20 protein-coding genes, 2 tRNA genes and 1 pseudogene are annotated in these 20,778 nt (G+C 33.2%); 4 read left to right on the top strand and 19 right to left on the bottom strand.

Annotated elements, in window-relative coordinates; translation table 11 throughout:
* Nucleotides 1–600 carry a thymidine kinase gene (locus FD18_RS08370; RefSeq protein ID WP_057719460.1) on the bottom strand — a complete coding sequence of 200 codons (600 nt, stop codon included), beginning with the start codon at nucleotides 598–600 and terminating at the stop codon, nucleotides 1–3.
* Nucleotides 601–758: 158 nt separating this feature from the next.
* Here FD18_RS08370 and FD18_RS08375 point away from each other — a divergent pair, with 158 nt between their 5' ends.
* The gene (locus FD18_RS08375) at nucleotides 759–2,111 is read left to right on the top strand and encodes a Mur ligase family protein (protein ID WP_057719461.1); all 1,353 of its coding nucleotides are present in this window, start codon (nucleotides 759–761) and stop codon (nucleotides 2,109–2,111) included.
* Nucleotides 2,112–2,153: 42 nt separating this feature from the next.
* Here FD18_RS08375 and FD18_RS08380 read toward each other — a convergent pair whose 3' ends face one another.
* Complete coding sequence (locus tag FD18_RS08380; RefSeq protein WP_057719462.1) at nucleotides 2,154–3,173, bottom strand: serine hydrolase domain-containing protein; 1,020 nt, start codon at nucleotides 3,171–3,173, stop codon at nucleotides 2,154–2,156.
* A gap of 104 nt (nucleotides 3,174–3,277) precedes the next feature.
* Here FD18_RS08380 and FD18_RS08385 point away from each other — a divergent pair.
* Both FD18_RS08385 and FD18_RS08390 read left to right on the top strand, forming a co-directional pair.
* Nucleotides 3,278–3,349, top strand: a tRNA-Glu gene (locus FD18_RS08385).
* Between the two features lie 6 nt (nucleotides 3,350–3,355).
* Nucleotides 3,356–3,428 (top strand) — tRNA-Gln (locus tag FD18_RS08390).
* An 89-nt stretch (nucleotides 3,429–3,517) separates the two neighbouring features.
* Here the strand turns inward: FD18_RS08390 and FD18_RS08395 are convergent.
* The 5 genes from FD18_RS08395 to FD18_RS08415 form a co-directional block, all read right to left on the bottom strand.
* Nucleotides 3,518–3,739, bottom strand: coding sequence for a hypothetical protein (locus tag FD18_RS08395; protein WP_057719463.1), 222 nt, complete (start codon nucleotides 3,737–3,739; stop codon nucleotides 3,518–3,520).
* Between the two features lie 103 nt (nucleotides 3,740–3,842).
* Nucleotides 3,843–4,295, bottom strand: coding sequence for a hypothetical protein (locus FD18_RS08400; protein ID WP_057719464.1), 453 nt, complete (start codon nucleotides 4,293–4,295; stop codon nucleotides 3,843–3,845).
* 13 nt (nucleotides 4,296–4,308) lie between these two features.
* Entirely contained in the window at nucleotides 4,309–5,676 is a 1,368-nt protein-coding gene (locus FD18_RS08405; RefSeq protein ID WP_235499923.1) for an MFS transporter, read from the bottom strand.
* 158 nt (nucleotides 5,677–5,834) lie between these two features.
* Complete coding sequence (locus FD18_RS08410) at nucleotides 5,835–7,178, bottom strand: glucose-6-phosphate isomerase (RefSeq protein ID WP_057719465.1); 1,344 nt, start codon at nucleotides 7,176–7,178, stop codon at nucleotides 5,835–5,837.
* Between the two features lie 54 nt (nucleotides 7,179–7,232).
* Nucleotides 7,233–7,865 (bottom strand): VanZ family protein, encoded by a 633-nt coding sequence (locus FD18_RS08415; RefSeq protein WP_057719466.1) that lies wholly within the window; start codon nucleotides 7,863–7,865, stop codon nucleotides 7,233–7,235.
* A 159-nt stretch (nucleotides 7,866–8,024) separates the two neighbouring features.
* On the opposite strand from FD18_RS08415, the gene FD18_RS08420 reads away from it, so the two are divergent.
* Nucleotides 8,025–10,217, top strand: a complete 2,193-nt coding sequence (locus FD18_RS08420) for an LTA synthase family protein (RefSeq protein ID WP_057719467.1) — start codon at nucleotides 8,025–8,027, stop codon at nucleotides 10,215–10,217.
* 44 nt (nucleotides 10,218–10,261) lie between these two features.
* Here FD18_RS08420 and FD18_RS08425 read toward each other — a convergent pair whose 3' ends face one another.
* From FD18_RS08425 to FD18_RS08480, 12 genes and pseudogenes are all read right to left on the bottom strand, one after another.
* Entirely contained in the window at nucleotides 10,262–11,713 is a 1,452-nt protein-coding gene (locus tag FD18_RS08425) for a HAMP domain-containing sensor histidine kinase (protein ID WP_057719468.1), read from the bottom strand.
* Between the two features lie 3 nt (nucleotides 11,714–11,716).
* Entirely contained in the window at nucleotides 11,717–12,427 is a 711-nt protein-coding gene (locus FD18_RS08430; RefSeq protein ID WP_057719469.1) for a response regulator transcription factor, read from the bottom strand.
* The gene (locus FD18_RS08435) at nucleotides 12,427–12,819 is read right to left on the bottom strand and encodes an SdpI family protein (RefSeq protein WP_057719619.1); all 393 of its coding nucleotides are present in this window, start codon (nucleotides 12,817–12,819) and stop codon (nucleotides 12,427–12,429) included. The genes FD18_RS08430 and FD18_RS08435 overlap by 1 nt, the downstream gene beginning before the upstream one ends.
* Before the next feature lie 24 nt (nucleotides 12,820–12,843).
* The gene (gene manA / locus FD18_RS08440) at nucleotides 12,844–13,809 is read right to left on the bottom strand and encodes a mannose-6-phosphate isomerase, class I (protein ID WP_057719470.1); all 966 of its coding nucleotides are present in this window, start codon (nucleotides 13,807–13,809) and stop codon (nucleotides 12,844–12,846) included.
* A 59-nt stretch (nucleotides 13,810–13,868) separates the two neighbouring features.
* Nucleotides 13,869–15,035, bottom strand: coding sequence for a MalY/PatB family protein (locus FD18_RS08445; protein WP_057719471.1), 1,167 nt, complete (start codon nucleotides 15,033–15,035; stop codon nucleotides 13,869–13,871).
* Between the two features lie 2 nt (nucleotides 15,036–15,037).
* Nucleotides 15,038–15,929: pseudogene (locus FD18_RS08450) on the bottom strand (DUF3737 family protein).
* Between the two features lie 242 nt (nucleotides 15,930–16,171).
* Nucleotides 16,172–18,070, bottom strand: a complete 1,899-nt coding sequence (locus FD18_RS08455; protein ID WP_420919757.1) for a glycoside hydrolase family 68 protein — start codon at nucleotides 18,068–18,070, stop codon at nucleotides 16,172–16,174.
* Nucleotides 18,071–18,601, bottom strand: a complete 531-nt coding sequence (locus FD18_RS08460) for a hypothetical protein (protein WP_057719473.1) — start codon at nucleotides 18,599–18,601, stop codon at nucleotides 18,071–18,073.
* Between the two features lie 457 nt (nucleotides 18,602–19,058).
* Nucleotides 19,059–19,991, bottom strand: coding sequence for a GH25 family lysozyme (locus FD18_RS08465; RefSeq protein WP_057719474.1), 933 nt, complete (start codon nucleotides 19,989–19,991; stop codon nucleotides 19,059–19,061).
* The gene (locus FD18_RS08470) at nucleotides 19,984–20,331 is read right to left on the bottom strand and encodes a phage holin (RefSeq protein ID WP_057719475.1); all 348 of its coding nucleotides are present in this window, start codon (nucleotides 20,329–20,331) and stop codon (nucleotides 19,984–19,986) included. Before FD18_RS08470 ends, FD18_RS08465 begins: the two co-directional genes overlap by 8 nt.
* Nucleotides 20,331–20,525 (bottom strand): crAss001_48 related protein, encoded by a 195-nt coding sequence (locus FD18_RS08475; protein WP_057719476.1) that lies wholly within the window; start codon nucleotides 20,523–20,525, stop codon nucleotides 20,331–20,333. The genes FD18_RS08470 and FD18_RS08475 overlap by 1 nt, the downstream gene beginning before the upstream one ends.
* Entirely contained in the window at nucleotides 20,518–20,775 is a 258-nt protein-coding gene (locus FD18_RS08480; RefSeq protein ID WP_057719477.1) for a hypothetical protein, read from the bottom strand. Before FD18_RS08480 ends, FD18_RS08475 begins: the two co-directional genes overlap by 8 nt.
* Between the last annotated feature and the right edge of the window lie 3 nt (nucleotides 20,776–20,778).

Consider the following 20,778-nt stretch of genomic DNA (forward strand, 5'->3'; position numbering starts at 1 on the left):
TTATCTCTGCTTATCTGGATGAAAATAGTGAAAACGACAAACTGGATAGTAAGATTCATCTCCGCCAATTTGAACTTGTTCACCCTCATAAACAGGTTTTCCATCATTGATCCGTAAATTCATTGTAGCCTTATGACCACAATAGTGACAAATAGTCTTCATTTCTTCTATTTTATCAGCAAAAATCAATAAATTTTCACTACCTTCAAATAAATGATTTTGAAAATCATTCTTTAGGCCAAATGCCATTACTGGTATTTTTAATTCATCGACAATTTTTGCGCACTCTAATACGTGGTGTCGTTTCAAAAACTGCGCCTCATCAATTAAAACACAAGCTACAGTCCCATTACCAGACTCAACATCATTCTTATTCATTTTTGAAATGTAATTAAACAAATTCATGTCTTCATCAATCGGAATTGCCTTACGATGTAAGCCGATTCTCGACGCCACTGTCCCTACGCCACTTCTATCACCTACACCGCTTGTCATCAAGGCTATTTTTCGTCCTTGAGCATCATAATTATGTGCAACCTTTAATATTTCAATTGACTTACCACTACTCATTGCTCCATAGCGAAAAAACAATTGGGCCACTGCAAAATTCCTCCATTATTAAGTTTAAATACTTTCACTAATATTATCCTAATTAGTATAAAGTAAATTTAAAAATCGTGCAGATAAAAATAAAAAGGTCGTTTTCATTTTATTGATATGCTATAGTAAAATTTAGTTTTAAAGTGAGGGATAAGAATATGAATTTAAAATCAGGCATCGCTAAGGCAGCCGGTAAATCATCATACTGGTTTCTTCATAATGTATTAAAGGGTGGGACGAGTTTTCCTGGAAAGTTTGCCATGAAAATTGATCCTGAAGTATTAAATTCATTAGCAAAAGGCTATGAAACAATCATTGTAACTGGAACTAACGGTAAAACAATGACCACTGCTTTAATCGTAGAAGCATTGAAGAAAAAATATGGCGATATTTTAACCAATCCATCTGGCTCAAATATGCAGCAAGGAATTGTTACAGCATTTTTAGCTCACAAAAATAAAAGAAGCAAAAAGAAAATTGCTGTTTTAGAAGTTGATGAAGCAAATGTAAAAATGGTAACAAAATTGCTTCATCCTAGTGTCTTCGTTCTAACTAATATTTTCCGCGATCAGATGGATAGATATGGTGAAATCTACACTACTTATAAAAAAATTGTCGATGGAATTAAATTAGCACCTGATGCAACTATTATTGCTAACGGAGATGCAAGTATTTTTTCATCAGTTGACCTACCCAATAAAAAAGTATTCTATGGATTTAAACTCCCGGATGACAAACCTGAAAACGATTTTAAAGCTCCTGTGAATACTGATGGTGTCTTATGTCCTAAATGCGATCATATCTTACACTATCATGAACGTATTTACGCTAATCTTGGAGACTACTTCTGCCCTAATTGTGGCTACCATAGACCTGATTTAACTTACACTGTAAATGAAATTATTGATCAAACTCCGAATAGCTTAAAATTCAAAATGGGCGAAAAAGATTACAGTATCGGTATCGGTGGAACTTACAATATCTATAATGCTTTAGCCGCTTATTCTGTAGCTCGAGAATTTGGATTAACTGATGACGAAGTTGCTCAAAGCTTTGCTGAAAATAAACGTATTTTTGGCCGTCAAGAATTAATCAACTATGCAGGCAAAGAAATCGATTTGATTTTAGTTAAAAATCCAGTTGGACTTGATGAAGTTCTCCATATGCTTAATACTGAAAAAGATCGTTATTCCCTAGTCACTCTCCTAAATGCAAACCATGCGGATGGAATTGATACTTCTTGGATTTGGGATGCAGATTATGAAGGTCTAAACAAAGATCAGATCAATAAAGTCATAGTCGGCGGTAAACGTTGGCATGATATGGGATTCAGACTAGAAGTTTCTGGCTTTGATCCAGGCTTAATGACAACTGCTACAGATAATGATGCTATCTTAGCCGAAATTTCAAAATTACCAACTAAGAAAGTTTATATTTTAGCTACATATACTGCTATGCTTTCACTTCGTAAAACAATGGGTGAAAAGAAAATTATCAAAGCAGGTATGTAAAATACAACAAATAAGACCAATGTCATCAACGACATTGGTCTTTTAATTTTTATAAATATTCTCTTTTAAAAACGTATTAACAATTTTTTCTCTCATAGCTAGAAAAACTTGATTATGTCCACTTGGATGAATCCGATTAGTTAATACAATCATTGCAGTTTGGTTAAGACGATCGATTAATATGAAAGTTCCGGTAAATCCCGTATGAAAAATCAATGGATGCTGATCCATAGGATCAAACCGTAAATCCCATCCCCAAGAACGTGGATGTACTTTTTTTGTTGTTTTAATTTGAAATAAACTAGCCAGAGTATCTTGCTTTAATGGAAAAACATCATCCCGCAAGCCTAGATATGCTTGAGTCATTTTTATTAAGTCTTCTAAATTAGCAAATAAGCCTGCAGAACCACAATATTTTCCTAAAACCCGTGCCTTAGGATCATGTACAACTCCTTGCAATAAATTTCCATCTTCAGTAAAAGCAGTTGGAACACAATCAGTAGGATTAGGATGAAAAGTTGTTTCTTTTAGCTGTGCTGGCAAAATGATTTCTTTTGTAATCACATCTTGTATAGGCAGACCATATATTTTTTCAAGAACTAAACCTAACAAAATAAAGTTAGTATCTGCATAGCGCATCTTAGTTTCAAATTCATCTGTTACAGGTAAAGATATAATTGCTTTTAAAAGCTCTGAGGCAGAAAGTTGATCTCTATTAGGGATCCACCCTCTAATACCACTAGTATGCGTCAAAAGATGGCTTAAGCGGACTCGTTCATCCTTGAATTCAGGAATAAATTGTTTAAGTGGTTCTGTAAAATTTAATTTTCCATTTTCTTTTAGCTTTAGAAAAACATTTGTCGTTCCTAAAACTTTAGTTAAACTAGCTAAATCATAAAGCGCAAATGGACTAAGCTGCTTAACATCTGACATAAGGCTGGCAAAGCCTACAGTTGAAGAAAAGACCTGCTTTTCCTTAATGAATGCATAGTTAACACCAGGTATAATTCTCTCGCTTACCATCTCTTCAATCAAATGTTGTGTTTTAAAAAATTCTATCATCCTAATTCACCTAGTTTTTATAATACCTTATCTTTTCAAAAGAAAAAAGCAGGATAGAACTTGACATATTTCTCATATTCAATTATATTTACATATGTTGAATTTGCCCGTTGGTCAAATGGTTAAGACGCCACCCTCTCAAGGTGGAGTTACGAGTTCAATTCTCGTACGGGTGATATTACTGAGATATAGCCAAATTGGTAAGGCACAGGATTCTGGTTCCTGGATGTTTCGGTTCGAGCCCGAATATCTCAATTTTCGTGAAAGTCTTTAATGTCAATGAATTAGAAACATTGATGTTAAAGGCTTTTTGTTTTCTATGATTAAATTTGATAAAGACACTATTACTGCGAATCTTTCGGTCTATAAACCACTTTTTCTATATCATCAATTGAAATTGGTGCCATAGCCATTGTTTTCTTTTCTTGCTCAGGTGTTTCAACACCATAATCAGGTAAAAAATGAGTTTCATCCACTCGGTCCATTAGTCCTACTAATCCACCTGTCTTTAAAATAACCTCATCATACTCACGTGAAATAAGTTTGCTCTTTTTACTCTTTATCATAATTATCCTCCTCTATTTCATAAATTAAGTCGCATAATAAACTATTTTCTACAAAAAAAGCTGCGTCATGTCTTACTCACCATGACGCAGCTTTTCAATTATATCACTTATCCTCGTTTTCTATCACAGACTTTTCTATATTTTCTATTTTAGTGATATTTATTTTCTCAAGATTATTTTCTAATTCTAGCCATTCAGAGCTTAATTTTTTGTTTTTCTCGGCACGTATTTTCTTTCTAAACTGAACTAATTTCTTTAAATTATCGTAATTTTGAATTAATTGGTGCGTCTGGTTCTTTACTAATTTAAAATCTGGTTGCAACGTATGTGCATTTTGACTTACCTGCAGAATTGCTCTAATCTGCGGTTGACAAAAATCCTTAATTATTCCATCTATCTCTTGTAATTTTTCTACTCCACTTCTATCCAAATGCAAAAGATCTTTTTGTTCATCTTTTTCTACTAAATCACTTGCTACTTGATTTTTAAAATATAATTCTTGAGCAAATTTAAAGATTGCTTCTTCCATATCCATAAATTCAGCATTCGTATTCATGATAATACACTTTCTAATTCTTAACGCTATTTTTTCTTTCTAACCTAAACATAGCCCAATCTAAAATTAAAATCAAAATTCCTAATCCAAATATAAAATAAAATGCTGCTCGACTTCCGCGAGCAGTACGAATTGCATAACTTGAATTCGATTCATTTTGGAAAATTGCTATGATTGCTGCCATAATTGTCGTTCCTATCGAGCCAGCTAATTGCTGAGCTGTCTGACACACTGCTGTAGCATCAGTATGCAAATTGTTAGGCTCAATTTTTAAGGCTTCTGCCAATGTATTGCTAAAAGACATACGGTGTCCAAAAGCTAATAAACCATAAAAGACCATAATCATTAAAGTTGTTAAGGTTAATCCATAAATTGCAAATAAAAGGCCACTAAGTGCTAATATTAATCCTCCAGTATAGAGTAATGGCTTGGCACCCAAACGATCATATAAACTACCAAATATTGGATTTAAGAGACCTGCAATAATACTTCCAGGCAATAAAACCAAGCCACCAATGAGCGCATTTTGATGACCAACAATTTGGATGTAATTTGGCAAAACAAAACTTACCCCAATATTAGCAAATTGTAGTAAAAAGTATGCTAATGCACCATAAACAAATGCTGTTTGTCTAAATACAGCGATATTTAATAAACTTTCTTTATTGCTTTGTGCCCATTTTTTATATAAATAAAAAAGCAACAAGCTTCCAACTAAAAGTAGCCATAAAAATATATTTTTAAATCCTCTACTAATCTGATTAACTCCCAAAGTTAAAGTAATAAAAGCAGTCGCTAACAAAACAAAACCAAGATAGTCAAACTTGCGTTGAGTTTGTTCATGATACTTACCAATTACTCTTACTCCAGCACAAAATACAATTGCAGCAAAAATAGCTACAATAAAAAAGATATCTCGCCAATTAAAATAATATGTTATTGCTCCACCAAATGCTGGTCCTAAAGTTGGTGCCATTGCGATAATCAAACCAGCAATTCCCATGTATAGTCCCCACTTTTTTTGTGGCATAACTTCAACAATTAAATTAAACATTAAAGGAATACTAAGTCCTGCTCCCAAAGATGAGATTAATCTTCCAAATAGCAAAACATAAAACTCGCCTGCAAAAGCGCTAATCAAACTTCCGACAATAAATCCGCCACAAGATACAACAAACAATTGCTTAGCAGTAAAACGCTCATTTAAATATGAGGAACAAATCATAATTATTGCAATCATTAGTAAGTAACCGGTTGTTGTCCACTGAACAACATCCAAACTTACATTAAATTGTTTCATCATAGTCGGAAAAGTTACATTTAAACTCGTTTCTGTCAAAATTCCCACAAATGACATAAAAGCTGCGGCTAAAACTGCCATGATGTTTCTTTTATCTTGTTTTCTATTCAATTGAATTCCCTTTCTCCAACACATAAAAAGAGTAGGAAACAACAATGCTCCCTACTCTTTCTTTAACGAAATGATATTCCGCTATATTATGCGTATAACCGTTACTATTATACTGAGTAATTTTTATTTTACTTTAAACGCTTAGTTAAATCGTCATGTAAATCTTCATAACCAGGCTTGTTCAAAAGACCAAACATATTTCTCTTGTAGCTTTCAACACCTGGTTGGTTGAATGGGTTAATACCGTTTAAGTAACCAGAAATACCAACAGCTAATTCGAACCAGTAAATCAAGTAACCCAAAGTATGTGCTGATTGATTTTCAATATCAACAGTCATAACCGGTACGCCACCGTCAGTGTGAGCTAAAACTACACCTTCGTAAGCACGATCATTTACATAATTCATAGTCTTACCAGATAAGAAGTTTAATTGGTCTAAGTTTTCTTTATCATCTGGAATAGTTACATCATGTGTTGGGTCTTCAACACGAATAACTGTTTCCATCAAATTACGACGACCTTCTTGGATGTATTGACCAAGTGAGTGAAGATCAGTAGTAAAGTTAGCGCTAGATGGATAAATACCCTTTTGATCTTTACCTTCTGATTCACCCATTAATTGCTTCCACCATTCACCAAACATTCTTAATGATGGTTCGTAGTTTTCAAGTAATTCAGTAGTGTAACCCTTGCGGTAAAGAATATTACGAAGAGCTGCATATTGGTATGGACTATCCTTTAATACATCTGGATCAGTGTATGCAGCACGTGCATCTGCAGCACCCTTTATCATTGCATCGATATCTCCACCAGCTACTGCAATTGGAAGTAAACCAACAGCTGATAATACTGAGAAACGACCACCAATGTCATCAGGAACAACAAATTCTTCATAACCTTCAGCATCTGCTTCAGTCTTCAAAGCCCCTTTAGCACGGTCAGTAGTTGCGTAAATTCTCTTAGCAGCTTCTTCTTTACCATACTTCTTAATTAACTTGTCCTTCAAAACACGGAAGGCAATTGATGGTTCAGTAGTAGTACCAGACTTAGAAATGATATTAATTGAGAAATCTTTATCCCCTAACCATTCAAGTAAGTCATAAAGGTATGAACCTGAAAGAGAGTTACCACAGAATACAACAGTTGGGTACTTTTCTTTTTCTCTACCGTAGAAAGAACTATTTAAAAATTCAATAGAAGCTTGAGCACCAAGGTAAGAACCACCGATACCAATACCAACTAAAACTTCAGAATCTTTTTGGATCTTTTCAGCTGCTTTTTTAATACGGTCAAATTCATCTTTATCGTAATTAATTGGTAAATCAATCCAACCACGGAAGTCACTACCTGCACCAGTACCTTCACGTAATTCTTGATCTGCAGCAGTTACCATTGCTTGCATTTCCTTTAATTCATTTTCATGAACAAATGGTGTTAATTTACTTGCATCAAAGTGAACAACTTTATTCATTATTTAAACTTCCTTTTTTGTAACTTTTTTCACGTACAACCCTTATTTTAGCAGTTACTTCTTCATAAAACTAGAGTTTTTTCTTATTAAGAACCTGTAAATAATTTTGTAGATTATGAAGCCTATTATCGCACCACAAACATTAAAAAATACATCATCTATATCGCTTACCCCAGTTTCTAGAATAAACTGCAATCCTTCAATACATATAGATAAACATGCACCGACTATAACTGTTACTCCCATCTTATTTTTTTGAATAACTTCAGGGAACAACAAACCAAATGGAATGAACCATAGAACATTACCAAGAGAATTATAGAAAAAGTCAAGTAAACTTTGTCCATGAGTTAACTTTATTGTTTCTTTCATAAATACCAGATTAATCTCACCTAAATCACGATGAAAATTAAACGTCAGTTGCCATGGAAAATACGTATCTCTAAATACGGTTAGCATTAAAAGCAAGATAACATAAAAAGTAAAAATCCAAACACATGCTTCAGATTTTAACGTTCTACGATGTCTGATAAACAATAACCAGCATAATCGAATAATCACGAAAATAATAAAATAAAAAAGCGTCTTATCCAAGCTATATAAAATCAACTTAATTAGAGCAAAGTGATTAACTCGAGTTGCATAAGTATGAAAAATATATTCGTATAAGGGTTGTAAAAAAAGCATAACTTAACCGACTCCATAATTTTGGCTTAATTATAACGTAAAGCTAGCAATGAAAGTTGATTTTTTTCAAAATGTTAAAAAAACGCAAATCTTTAATAAAAGTTTGTCGTTTTTTGAAATTACCAGTAAAATATTCCTTATTAAAAGGAGTATTTTAGCGTGAATAAAACAAAACGTAATTTTTGGCAAACTAGAATTGGATTTCTAACAATCCTTACTCTTTGCTTCTGGGCAAAGTATATGTATGCAGCTTACTTTGATTTTAAACTCGGACTAGGTGATCCATATCAACACTTCATAGTTTGGCTAACGCCCTTAGGAACGTGTATTATCATTTTAAGCTTAGGTCTCTACTTCTCTAAGCCACTTGTTTCCTATATGGCTATGCTAGTTTTGGATACATTAAATACAATCTTGCTTTTTGCAAACGTAATTTACTACCGACAATTTTCAGATTTTTTAACTAGCAAAACTGTTCAAAATACCGACAAAGTTTCACAAGGTTTAGGAAAAAGTACAGTTGCTTTATTGCATCCCAGTGATATCTTTCTTTGGTTAGATATAATCATCATTATCATCTTATTGATCTTAAAAGTAATCAAAATTGATCCACGCAAGTACGGCTTTAAACGACCTTTTGCTGTCTCATCTTTCGGAGTTTTCATGCTAACACTAAATATGTTTCTAGCAGAAACTTCTCGTCCTAGATTACTGAGAAATACTTTTGATCGTTCTTATGTAGTCAAGTACTTAGGAATTGATACTTATTCAGTTTATGATCTATTAAAGAGTGCTCAATCAAATCAAGTTAAAAAGAATGCTAATGCTGAAGACATCAACGAAGTCTTAGACTTTACCAAGAAAAATTATGCTAAAGCTAATCCACAATATTTTAGTAAAGCCAAAGGCAAAAATGTTATTGTCCTACACTTAGAGAGTTTCCAGCAGTTTTTAATTGGACTAAAGGTTAATGGTCAAGAAGTCACTCCTTTTCTAAATTCGCTATATCATAATAAAGATACTGTTAGTTTCAGTAATTTCTATCATCAAGTAGGATTAGGTAGAACTAGTGACGCGGAAAACATGCTTGAAACGGGAACATATGGCATTTCAGATGGTTCTCTTTTCTCATCTTTAGGTTCTGAAAATACTTTTCAGGGTGCTCCACAAATTATGAGACAAAGTGGTTACACGTCTGCCGTTTTCCATGGAAATACCGGGACCTTTTGGAACCGTAATGAAGTATATAAAAACTTAGGCTATAATTACTTCTTTGATGCGAATTATTTCTCTCAAAAGAAAAACGACAAAATTGGCTATGGTTTAAAGGATAAGTTGTTATTTAGTCAAAGTATCAAATACCTTGAACAAATGCAGCAACCTTTCTATGTGAAGTACTTAACTGTTACTAATCACATTCCATTCCAAATGGATCAGGAAGATAAAGACAATAATTTTACTACTACCAATACTTCAAATACAACAATAAATAATTATTTTGAAACTGCTCATTACCTTGATCAATCAGTAAAAGAATTCTTTGATTACTTAAAAAAGAGTGGTCTAGATAAAAATACGATGGTCATTTTGTATGGCGATCACTATGGTGTTGGTAGTTCAGATGATGAATTATCAGCTCTTGCCCCAGTATTAGGTAAAGACTTCAATAAATGGACATCTTACGACACAACAGAACTTCAAAAAGTACCATTCATGATTCATATGGATGGTATCAAGGGAAAAGTTGACAATAAAATTAGTGGTGAAATTGATGTTCTTCCTACTCTTCTTCACTTACTAGGAATTTCTAACAAAAATTATATCCAATTTGGTCAAGATCTATTCTCAAAGCAATATCGTCAAATAGTTGTCTTTAGAAACGGTACAATTGTTACACCAAAATATATAATTATTGGCGGAAAGGGAATTAAGGGAACCATTTATAACCATCAAACAGGCGAGAAAATTACTAAATTTACTAAGAAACAAAAAGATGAAATTAATAATTTAGTTGAATATGGACATAATTCGCTTCACTACTCCGACTTATTAAATAATCATAATCTTTTGCGTTTCTATACCCCTGCTGGATTCATTCCAACTAATCCAAATGAATTTGATTATAAAGTCAACTATCAAAGAATGCTTAAATTAAGAAAAGATCTCCGTAATAAATCTACCTCTCTTTATTCTCAACATAAGGGAACGACTACTGATCTTTATACTACCGATGCGCCAGAAACTAATAAAGATGAAATCAACAATGTTCCTGAAAATATTCAATCTGCTGTTAGTGATAAAAATAAAAATAGCTCTGATAATTCTCCAGAAAAAGATAATCCCGATAAATAAGCATAAAAGGTCAGTACTTATTAGTCTAAGTACTGACCTTTTATTTAGTCTCTAATAAATTCTTTATACCCTTTATCATACAAAGTTACAGTAAATTGAGCTCCCTTTCCCGGTTGTGAGTCCACATCAATTTTACCGCCGTGCTGTTTAATAAGAGATAAAACAATTGAAAGTCCCAATCCTGATTCTCCAGAACCAATTTTAGCTCTAGAAGGATCTGCTTTATAAAACCTTTCAAAAATATACTTCATTTGTTTCTTATTCATTCCAATTCCTGTATCAGCTACTCTAAATTGAGCTGCATGCTCAATTCGCTTACCGGAAATTATAATTTTACCATTTTCAGTAAATTGTAAAGCATTCTGAACTAGATTTACCATTATTTGAGTAAATCTATCTTTATCAGCATAAACTTCTACTTCTGAAGGACAGTTAAGAATTAACTCATCATTTTTTTCAATAGCTTTTTGCTTCATTTGAGTTAAAAGATTTGTCAAAATTTCAGTTGCATTAAACTTTGACTGAATTAAACTAATTTTATTATTTCGAATTTTTTCATAATCCAAATTTTCATTTACAAGTCTAATTAATCGTTTAGTTTCACTATGCATTAAAGCAATGGATTTAGGTTTAGCCTCTTCAGGAATCGCATCATATTCAAAGCCTTCCAATAATCCATTAATTGTCGTTAAAGGTGTACGCATTTCGTGAGCTGCATCTGCCATAAATTGCTCTCGTCTTTTCTCTTGAGCTTTAATTTCATCATTTGATTCTCTTAATGCATTAACCATAATATTAAAATTACGTGCTAAATCATCAATCTCATCCGTATCCTTATGTTTCAAATGAACATTAAAATCACCTTGAGCAACCTTTTTAGTACCACTAGACAACAACTTGATTTTTCTAGAAATATAATAAGATAAAGCAAAACTAATTAGCCCACCGATAACTAAGGAACTGAGTAAAGCAGTAACTAAATTATGTTTTTCTCGTACAATCATTTGTTCAACATTCTGAACTCTTGATCCAATCCAAATAACGCCAACCAGCTTTCCTTTACTACGCCAAGGAACAATTACACTAGTATAAGCATCCTTACTAGAAAAAGAACTTATTTGCTCATCTTCATGGTCATTTCTAATTCTAATTGTCTTTCCATTTTTTAATTGCTTAAAAAGTTTTTTAGGAAGAGCCCAATTCATCGTAGTTTCGGGATAAACCTGTCGATTTTTATTATTAAAAATGCGAAGATGTAAATCTTCGCTTTCCATTACTACCTGTAAATTTTTTAAAAATTTAGCATCCAATTCATGTCGTGGATTATCTTTAGCTAAAGCTAATTTTCCAATTGAAGTTCCATAACCCTCTAAACGTGAATAGCTTTGAGAATATGCTTGAATGGTCGCAAAATGAATAGTCGATGAACCAATAATTATGATACTAGTAATAATTACTAGTAAAAAACCTAGCATTTCTTGATAGAATAGTTTCAATTTCTATACCTCAGAATCATCAAATTTGTACCCTACGCCCCAAACAGTTTGAACTACTTGTGGACCAGCTTTTTCTAACTTTTGACGCAACTTTTTTATATGAGCATCAACAGTTCTTTCTTCACCGAAAAATTCATAGCCCCAAACTAGTTCCAATAACTTATCTCTTGAAAAGACTTGTTTTGGTTTTTGAGCCATAGTGTACAAAAGATCAAATTCTTTTGGCGTTAACCCTTCAACAAGTTTACCATCAAAACGGACTTCTCGGCGATCTTCTGAAATTTCTAAATGCTTAGTAACAACATCATACTTTACCCCATTAGAAGCATACATATCTTTTTCTAAGTGACTTCTACGGTATAAAGCTTTAATCCGAGCAATTAAGGCTAATGGACTAAATGGTTTAGTAACATATTCATCAGCACCAATTCCTAAACCCAAAATTTGATCACTTTCTGAGTCACGAGCCGTAAGCATAATTATTGGAATTGATAAGGAAATAGCTCTAATTTCTTTAGCTACTTCCATACCATCTTTTTTAGGTAAGTTAAGATCCAGCGTAACTATATCATAAGAATCTGGAGCTTTTTTAAACATTTCAACAGCTTCTACTCCATCTTTAGCTATATCAACATCCCATTGTTCTTTACTAAAGAACATCTTCATCATTTCTGCAACAGAATTGTCATCTTCAACCATTAAAATTTTTAGCATTATTTGTCCTTAAATCCCTTTACTTTAGTATGTTTTATTTTATCCGGTTCAATATAATCATATGGCAACTCATGACGAGCGCGTAAAAAAGATTGTAGTTTCTTTTCAGTCATAATTATCGGGGCCAAAATAAACAAATAAAAGGTAAGTAGCCAGATTAAGAAATAACGATCCCAATGTAACAAATGGATAACTACGCCTAATAAAAACTGAATTATACCAAAAAGCATAAAGTAATTCCTTGCTACTTTTTGTGCATATTTATAACTAGCTTCATTAACTGAAGCTAAATAAGACATGTATCCGTAAATTCGATTTGGATTAGGTGAAGGAGCAATAAGCCAAATGACTCCGATTACAAACATTATTACCCCGCAACCAATATATATCATTTGACCAACTCCATTCATTTAAAATTATTCTTTACCAGGAGCTGAAATTACTAAACGTAAATTACCGCTAAAACTAAAGTCCTTCATATCATTAGGAATAATAAAGTTACTACCCAATTTGATATCGTATTCTTTGCCATCTGCGATAAACTTACCATCGCCTTTAATTACAGAAACTAAAAGATATGGGTGATCATTTAAACTCCAACTAAATTCTCCATCAACATCAATTTGCCACAAATAAAAATGAGGCGACATTGGTGGCTGAGCCAAAGTGGTTATCTTTGCATCTCCAACAGTTTCTGACGTAATTTTCAGCTTCGGGTCTTTATGTGGTACTTGAATAGTATCAAGAGATTGCTTAATATGCAACTCTCTCTTCTTACCAGTTTTCTTATCTACTCGGTCCCAATCATACAACCTATAGGTTACATCACTTGATTGTTGGGTTTCAATAACCATAATCCCTTTTGTTAAAGCATGAACCGTACCAGATGGAACATATAAAAAGTCTCCCTCTTTTACTGGTACATATCGTAAAAGCTTGGACCATTTTCCATCTTTAATCCACTTTTCAAGTTCTTCCTTACTTTTTGCATTGTGCCCATAGATAAGTTTAGCACCAGGTTCTGCATGAAGCACATACCAACTTTCAGTTTTTCCAGAATCATTTTCATGAATTCTAGCGTAATCATCATCTGGGTGGACTTGAACAGATAAATTATCATTTGCATCTAAAAATTTAACTAATAAAGGAAATTCCTTAGCTTTCGGATTGCCAAATAACTCTGGGTGTTCTAAATATACCTCTCGTAATGTCTTGCCTTTTAATGGACCAGCATTCACAGTTGAAGCATCATCTTTATAGCCCGAAATTACCCAAGCTTCTCCAACTTTTCCATCAGGAATATCATATCCTAAAACAGTATTTAATTTACGACCACCCCAAATTTTTGGTCGAAAATAGGGCGTTAAAAATAATGGTTCCATAAAAAATCACCTCAATAAAAGTATATATCTTTTTGAGATGATTTTGAAACCACTTTCAGCTATTTTTTTGAATATTTTTTAATTCCAATAATTAACCTACTGATTCCATCTTCTACCATTGACTTAGGAGAAGCTAAATTTATCCGTAAAAACTCATTACCATTTCCGCGATATATACGACCAGCAGACACAATTAAACCAGTCTCTTTTCGAAGATATGCAGCTAATCTGTAACTGTCATGAGTAATCTTGCTTACATCTAGCCACATTAAATAAGTAGCCGGGCCAGAAACAATTTTTACATTTTCTAATTGGCTAGTAATTTTCTTTTCGACATAGGCGAAATTATTGTCAATTACTGCTAATAACTCATGCAACCAATTAAATCCTTCCGTATAAGCGGCAATTATCGCTGGAATAGCTAAAAGATTAGGTTCAGCTAATTCATCGCTATTTAATCCGCGATTAATGATATCACGTAAATTATTATCAGGAATAATCACAGTTGCGGCATGAAGGGCAGCAACATTAAAAGTTTTACTTGGAGATACCAAACTAATTACATTGCTTCTTAAGGGTTCAGTAATAGAAAAAGCAGGTGTATATTTGACATTATTACGCACTAAGTCCCCATGAATCTCATCAGACAGAAGAATTACATTATTTTCTTGGCATAGAGACGCAATTCTTTCTACTTCGCTCTTTTTCCATATAATTCCTGTAGGATTATGCGGATTGCAGAAAATCATCAAAGTAGTTAAGGGATTAGCCAGCCTTTCTTCTAAATCTTGCCAATTAATTTCATATTTACCATTACTATAAATTAAATCATTTGATAATACATGGCGACCATTATTTTCAATAGAATTATAAAAAATATTGTAAACCGGCTCTTGCACTAATACATTATCGCCGATATGAGAAACACGTCTAACAATTGATGAGATAGCTGGAACTACTCCAGTAGCAAAAATCGTCCAGTTTGGTTCAGCTTTTGCACCATGCTCTAACTGATACCAATGACTTACTGCATTAAAATAATCGGCTCCTGCTTCTTCATCGCCAAAGGCTCCCAGTTCAAGTTTTTCATGCATTGCTAAAACAATTTCAGATGCTGTTTTAAAATCCATGTCCGCAATCGACATTGGTAATTCACTATCTTTAACGTTCCACTTAACTGAATCTGTATGCCGCCGATTTATCACGGTTGTAAAATCATAGTTCAATTTTATTCATCCTCTTGATTTTGATCAGAAACTGAAACTTTTTTATCGATTGCTTCCTCCGAGACAATCTTAGTATCACGAGAATCCACCTTTGCTGGATCAATAATTAATGTTTCAATCTTCTTCGCTTTAATTACTCCAGAAATAGGATTTTTAACGCTCGTAATCTTACTCTTGATAGTTGCGTTAATGTTACTACATTTTTCAAAGGCTAAAGTCGTCTGATTTAAAATACAGTTTTCTAAAGTAACATGATCCATGTAGCAAAGCCCTTGATCACTTTCAATAGTACAATCTCTGAAAAGAATATTGCTACTATTCCAGCTTAAATATTCCCCATCTATTTGACAATTAATTAAAGTTACATTCTCACAAGTCCAAAATGCATCTTTAGATACAAAACTACAATTCTTACAAACAATATTTTTAGCACCATCAAAAACGTAGTTTCCAATCACGCACACATTTTCCATATAGATGTCAGAACTATCTTTTCCGAAATAGTCACCATTAATCTCAGTATTTTTAATAGTAATATCCTCACAAGTCCACATTGTTTCTTCAGCATCAGAAAAGAATACACGATCTAAAAAAACGTGCTTACATCTTCTAAATAATTTAGGAGCTTGTAAATTTGAGTTTTTAATTGAAATATTATTAGTGTACCAAATACCACTTCTAGAAATTGTTTCAAAGGTACTGTCAGTAACTTTAATATTGTTTGCAATACCATAAAGGATATTTATATTTAAAAATATTAGCTTTTATGTCTAAATTATACGTTTCTTTTAGAGACGATTCTCCTTCATCCAAAATAGCATTCTCTAAAATTGCGTCCGAAAGACCATATAAAGCCCTTTCTCCTTCAAAATATTTTTCTTTAATTTCTTGCATAAATTTTCTCTTTATTAAACTCTTTCAACTATTTAGTCTAAATTATGAAAAGTAAATGTCTAATATTTGCTAGCCATAATGAAATATATTTTTATGCTATAGCTTGGCTTTTCACTAAGATTACTTTTCAAATTTATTATAGGAAAAGATAATTTTGAGAAAATTTACAGTTTTTCATACTAGAATAAATTATATTTATAGCAAAAAAGATGAGTCATATTAAAACTCATCTTTTTTTAAATTTAATTATTACGCTTGCGTTTTGAAATGCCAAGGCCAATAGTCCCTAACATTGAGCTTACAGCACCTAAAATTGCTGCAGCAATACCATTTTTAGCTCCCGCCTTTGGAAGCTTAGATTGCGTAGTCTTCTTAACTGAAGTAGGTGGAACTTCTGGAGTACGTGGAGTATCAGGAGTATGTGGTGTGTTTGGTGTTTCAGGAGTCGTTGGAGTATGTGGAGTGTCTGGTGTGCTTGGTGTTTCAGGAGTCGTTGGAATATTTGGAATTGGAGTCACAGGTTGGTGTGGCTTTAAGTTATATCCACCAATTAAATCCCAATCAACAGGTTTACCCCATTCACCTGGAAGAGCTGCACTATTTGCGGCATCTTTATCAAGTACACCCATCATGTCTGCATTTTCACTACCATCATCCCAAATCCAATCACCTTGGTTAGTCATTTTTGCTAAAACAGTAGTAGTGTTATCAGGATTAATTTGTAATAAGAAACTTGGTGCCCAAGTTGCATGCATACCTTTTCCAGCAACTTCACCACGATTAGTGATGTAAGAAGTGATCAAAAGTTGATCGTCTCTTCCTTCAACTGGAACAGCATAGTATGAGTAAGTAGCAGTACGCCAGTTAGCTGGAACAGCATAGTATGAGTAAGTAGCAGTACGCCAGTTAGCTGGAACAGAAGCAGTTAATACAACACCAGATTCATTCAACGGAACGTATCCATGTGTTAAATTATCGGAAACATATCCAATCATAGCAACATTATCACCAACCGCCTTGTTAGCAGCCATCCAAGCATCATCATTACTACCACGGTTTAATCTAGTTGCAGCAAATAAGTAATACTTATTACCTAAGCGAACTACATCAGGACGTTCAATTTCATCGCTTACCATTGGAGAACTAATAAGTGGTGTATAAATATGGTCTACGCCAGGATTCTTAATGTCATCATTTAATTTGATAATACCAATTGCAGCATTTGACCACTTGGCTCTGTCCTTAATATCATTATTAGATAAAATTTGGAAGAAATCACCTAAGTTATCCTTGTTAGAACCACCATAATTTAACCATTGATAAATTTGGTTAGCACCTTGGTAATTTTCAGTACCAGTACTTGCTTCAAAGACAAGATAACGATTGCCATCTTCACCATCAATCACGTGAGCATCACGCATTGCAATGTTATCTGCACCCTTATTAGTCTTCTTCCATTGATCATAAGTTTGGTAGTGATATCCATCACCTTCAAAGACAATATGATCATTATCAACGTGCGCAATAGAAATCTTATCTTGAGCCTTTTCAAGGTTTAAGTAAATAGTAGCGCTGGCAATCTTTTGGTGATTAGTATTGTTATCACTTGTATCAACCTTAGTGTAGTAAAGTTGTACTGAACCATCTTTGTTTAAAGTTGCTGATCCAGACCATTGTTGAATAACTGGAGTACCTAAACCAAAAATAGGTCCAGCATTCTTCCAGTTATTGAAGTTGTTATCACCGTACTTGTTATAAAGAAGATAAATGTGGTTATCATTGGTATTTGGAACTCCCATCATTCCAATTACTAATTGATATCCATTCCAATTAGAAACATAACCAGTTTTTGCGTCTTGAACAGGCCATGAATCCCAAATTTCCAAGTCTTCAACTTTTCCAGTTTGAGCATCAAGGGTTTTAGCAGCAGGCATGTTCTTAATCTTACTTGCATTAAAGAAAGGAACAGCATAACGAGAATCTTGTTCAATTAAGGTCTTTGCAATCTTCTTAAAGTCATTATAAGTTAATTGAGTTCCACTCTTGGCTTGTGTAGAAAAGTTGATCTTATTTAATTCATTAATTTGGTCATCAGTTAACTTGCTAGTATCTACACCAGATTCTTCAACAATATCTTTGATTTAGCCTTTTAATTCAGCCTTATTAGAAGAATTATTATCAGCTTCTTTTACTGAGGCTTCTTTATCTTCATTAGCACTATTTGTTGTATTAGCTGCTTTATTTTGCTTTACTGAATCTTTCTTTTCAGTTTGAATAACTGGAGCAGCAACTTTTCTATCATCATTTTTTACCTTATCATCAGCAACTGAAGAATTCGATAAAGTCTTATCACTATTCGTCAGTGCAGCTTCTACTACACTAGTGTTATCCTTCTTAGTAGCTTTATTTTCAGCTACTGTTTCTTTATTTGCTTTTACAGCTGTATCATCAGATTTTTTATCTGTATCAGTAGTAGTTTCTACTTGATTACTAGTTTCATTTTTTGTAGTGGCGGTTACTGCAACAGTTTGATTTTCATTAACATTATCTGCATTAGTAGTAGCAGCATTTGCAGTTGAAGCACTTAATACAATTGCTGCAGTAGATAAAGTTCCCATTAATAAAGATTTTCCGCTTAAAGATATCTTTTTATGATTTTTATTTTCCAACATCTTTTTCCTCCTGCATGTTAAGCGTTTAACATTTTCAAATAACAGACTATCATCTTTTTACAAAAAAATAAATATAATTTTGAAAAAACTGTATAGAATTAAATAAAATCAAAATTTTATTTATAAATGTTAATCGCTTATCAATTTTATATCAAACGCAAAAAAACCGCCTTAGATGTTGCTCTAAAGCAGTTTTTATTCCATATAGTGGAGATGAGGGGTCTCATTTTTTACATCAAATAATGTTTATTATAGATTAATCCATGCTTTTAACGGTATTTTCGCCCATTACTAAACATGGTTGTATGATTTTTTTGTATCAATTTTGTATCAAAAAAAGCCGTGTCACGTCTTACTCTCCATGACACAGCAAATAAAATTATATCATTTTTCTACTATTATATAAGCACAAAAATAAGCCACTCCAGAGAACTTAATCTCCAGAGTGGCTTATTTTTTATTTAAATGTTCCCCACGGTGTATTTCCTTGACGACAAACTAAATAGCCATATTGGTCATCTTCACGTGGTTGTCTAATCCAAACATAACCATCATGTCTACTATAGGCATCATATTTAATTACTGAACCAGCTGGTAAGGTAGTGATAATGTCACTAGTAAGCTTGGCTCCTTTTCTCAAATTAATTGGGCGATCGGTGATAAAAGTACCATCCTCTTTAACCCACTTATCTCCAAAATTATCAATCCAACTATTAGGTACTACAGGTACTTTAGCTGGTTGTGATACAGATACTGTAGTTTCTAATTCCAATAAATTAATATTTCCATCCACATCCATACCACGCCAGTTATTCGTAAACTGCCAGATAATCACGCCCTCCATAGAAGGAAAATAATTGAAATCCGGAGTATTTGTTGCCCCTTTATAAGGATAAGCAGCAACCCATAAACAATTAGGGTAATTTTCCAAAATTCTAGCCGTATTAATCTTATTTTTCATAAGCGCAGCTCCAGAATATAACAGTGGCTTATACCCTGCACTCACGATTGTATCTAAAAACTTTAAAATTGCAGTTGTGTTATCTTCACGATTACCTCCAGTTTCATTTCCACTTCCTTGTTCATAGTCACAAGCTAGATAACTGCCCGGCTCAATGCCAACTAATTTAGCTGATGATACTGCATAGTTTCCTTCTTGAACTGCCAAATTAGGATCATTACTAAATCTTGCATAATGATAATCCATGGTTATCATATTATTAGCTTTGGCACTCTCTACCTGAGCTTGGGCTTTTGGATTTCTATAGTCCAATCCTTCTGAAGTTTTCACAATAGCAAACTTAGCACCTGCTCTGGCCATAGCTGATAAATCAGTTCCTTGAAAACTGGATACATCTATACCATAACTTCTTTTTTCTACTTTATTCATTCTTTCCACCTTCATTGGATAACTTCATTATAGCTACCGCTTTTTCAATTGCACCAGAAAGTTGGTCATCGCTAGGTGCTGGTAAATGAGCATCTGCATAAAAATTCTTAATTTTAACTTTAGCTTGTTCTTTCTTTTCAGCACCTTTTTCTGAACTATCCTTTAAATCATAAACTACATTGGTAGCAACTTGACCCAAAGTATCAACTACAAAAGCTAAAGCATCTCCTTTAGCTCGTTTTTTATCAATTTCTGTCTTATGTTTTTGATACCAAAACACAAAATATGAAACTACTAGCGCAACAATTACTGCAGATACATCAATAAAAATGCTATTCATTATTTAGTCTCCTTTAAGTCTTTAATACGTAGCTTTAAAACTTTCGCATATTTAGCCATTACTTGTTTTTGTTGTTTCAATAGTTCTAATTGGTTAGCAGATACAGTCTGTTTATTTTGCTTTGACAAAAATTGAGATAGCTTTGCTCGCTTTACGTTTAGCTTCTCCAATTCCTTCTCTAACTTATTATTCATTGTTTTTCCTACTTTCTAATCTAGTAACTTGTCTTTTAAGCCTCTCGCTATCTTTTAAAAGCTTGTCATAAGCTTCTTCTGCCTGAAGCCATCGTTTACGATATAGTTCTACATCTTCTTTTAGCTCTTCTTTCTTTTCCTTAGCATTCGAATAATCAGTCTGTTTTAAAGTATTAAAAATCGTTAATAATCCCACAACACTAGAAATAAGAAGCGCGATTTTTTGAACAAAATCAATCCATTCTTGCACTTC

The organism is Lactobacillus taiwanensis DSM 21401 (genome assembly GCF_001436695.1).
In the GTDB taxonomy this organism is placed as follows: domain Bacteria; phylum Bacillota; class Bacilli; order Lactobacillales; family Lactobacillaceae; genus Lactobacillus; species Lactobacillus taiwanensis.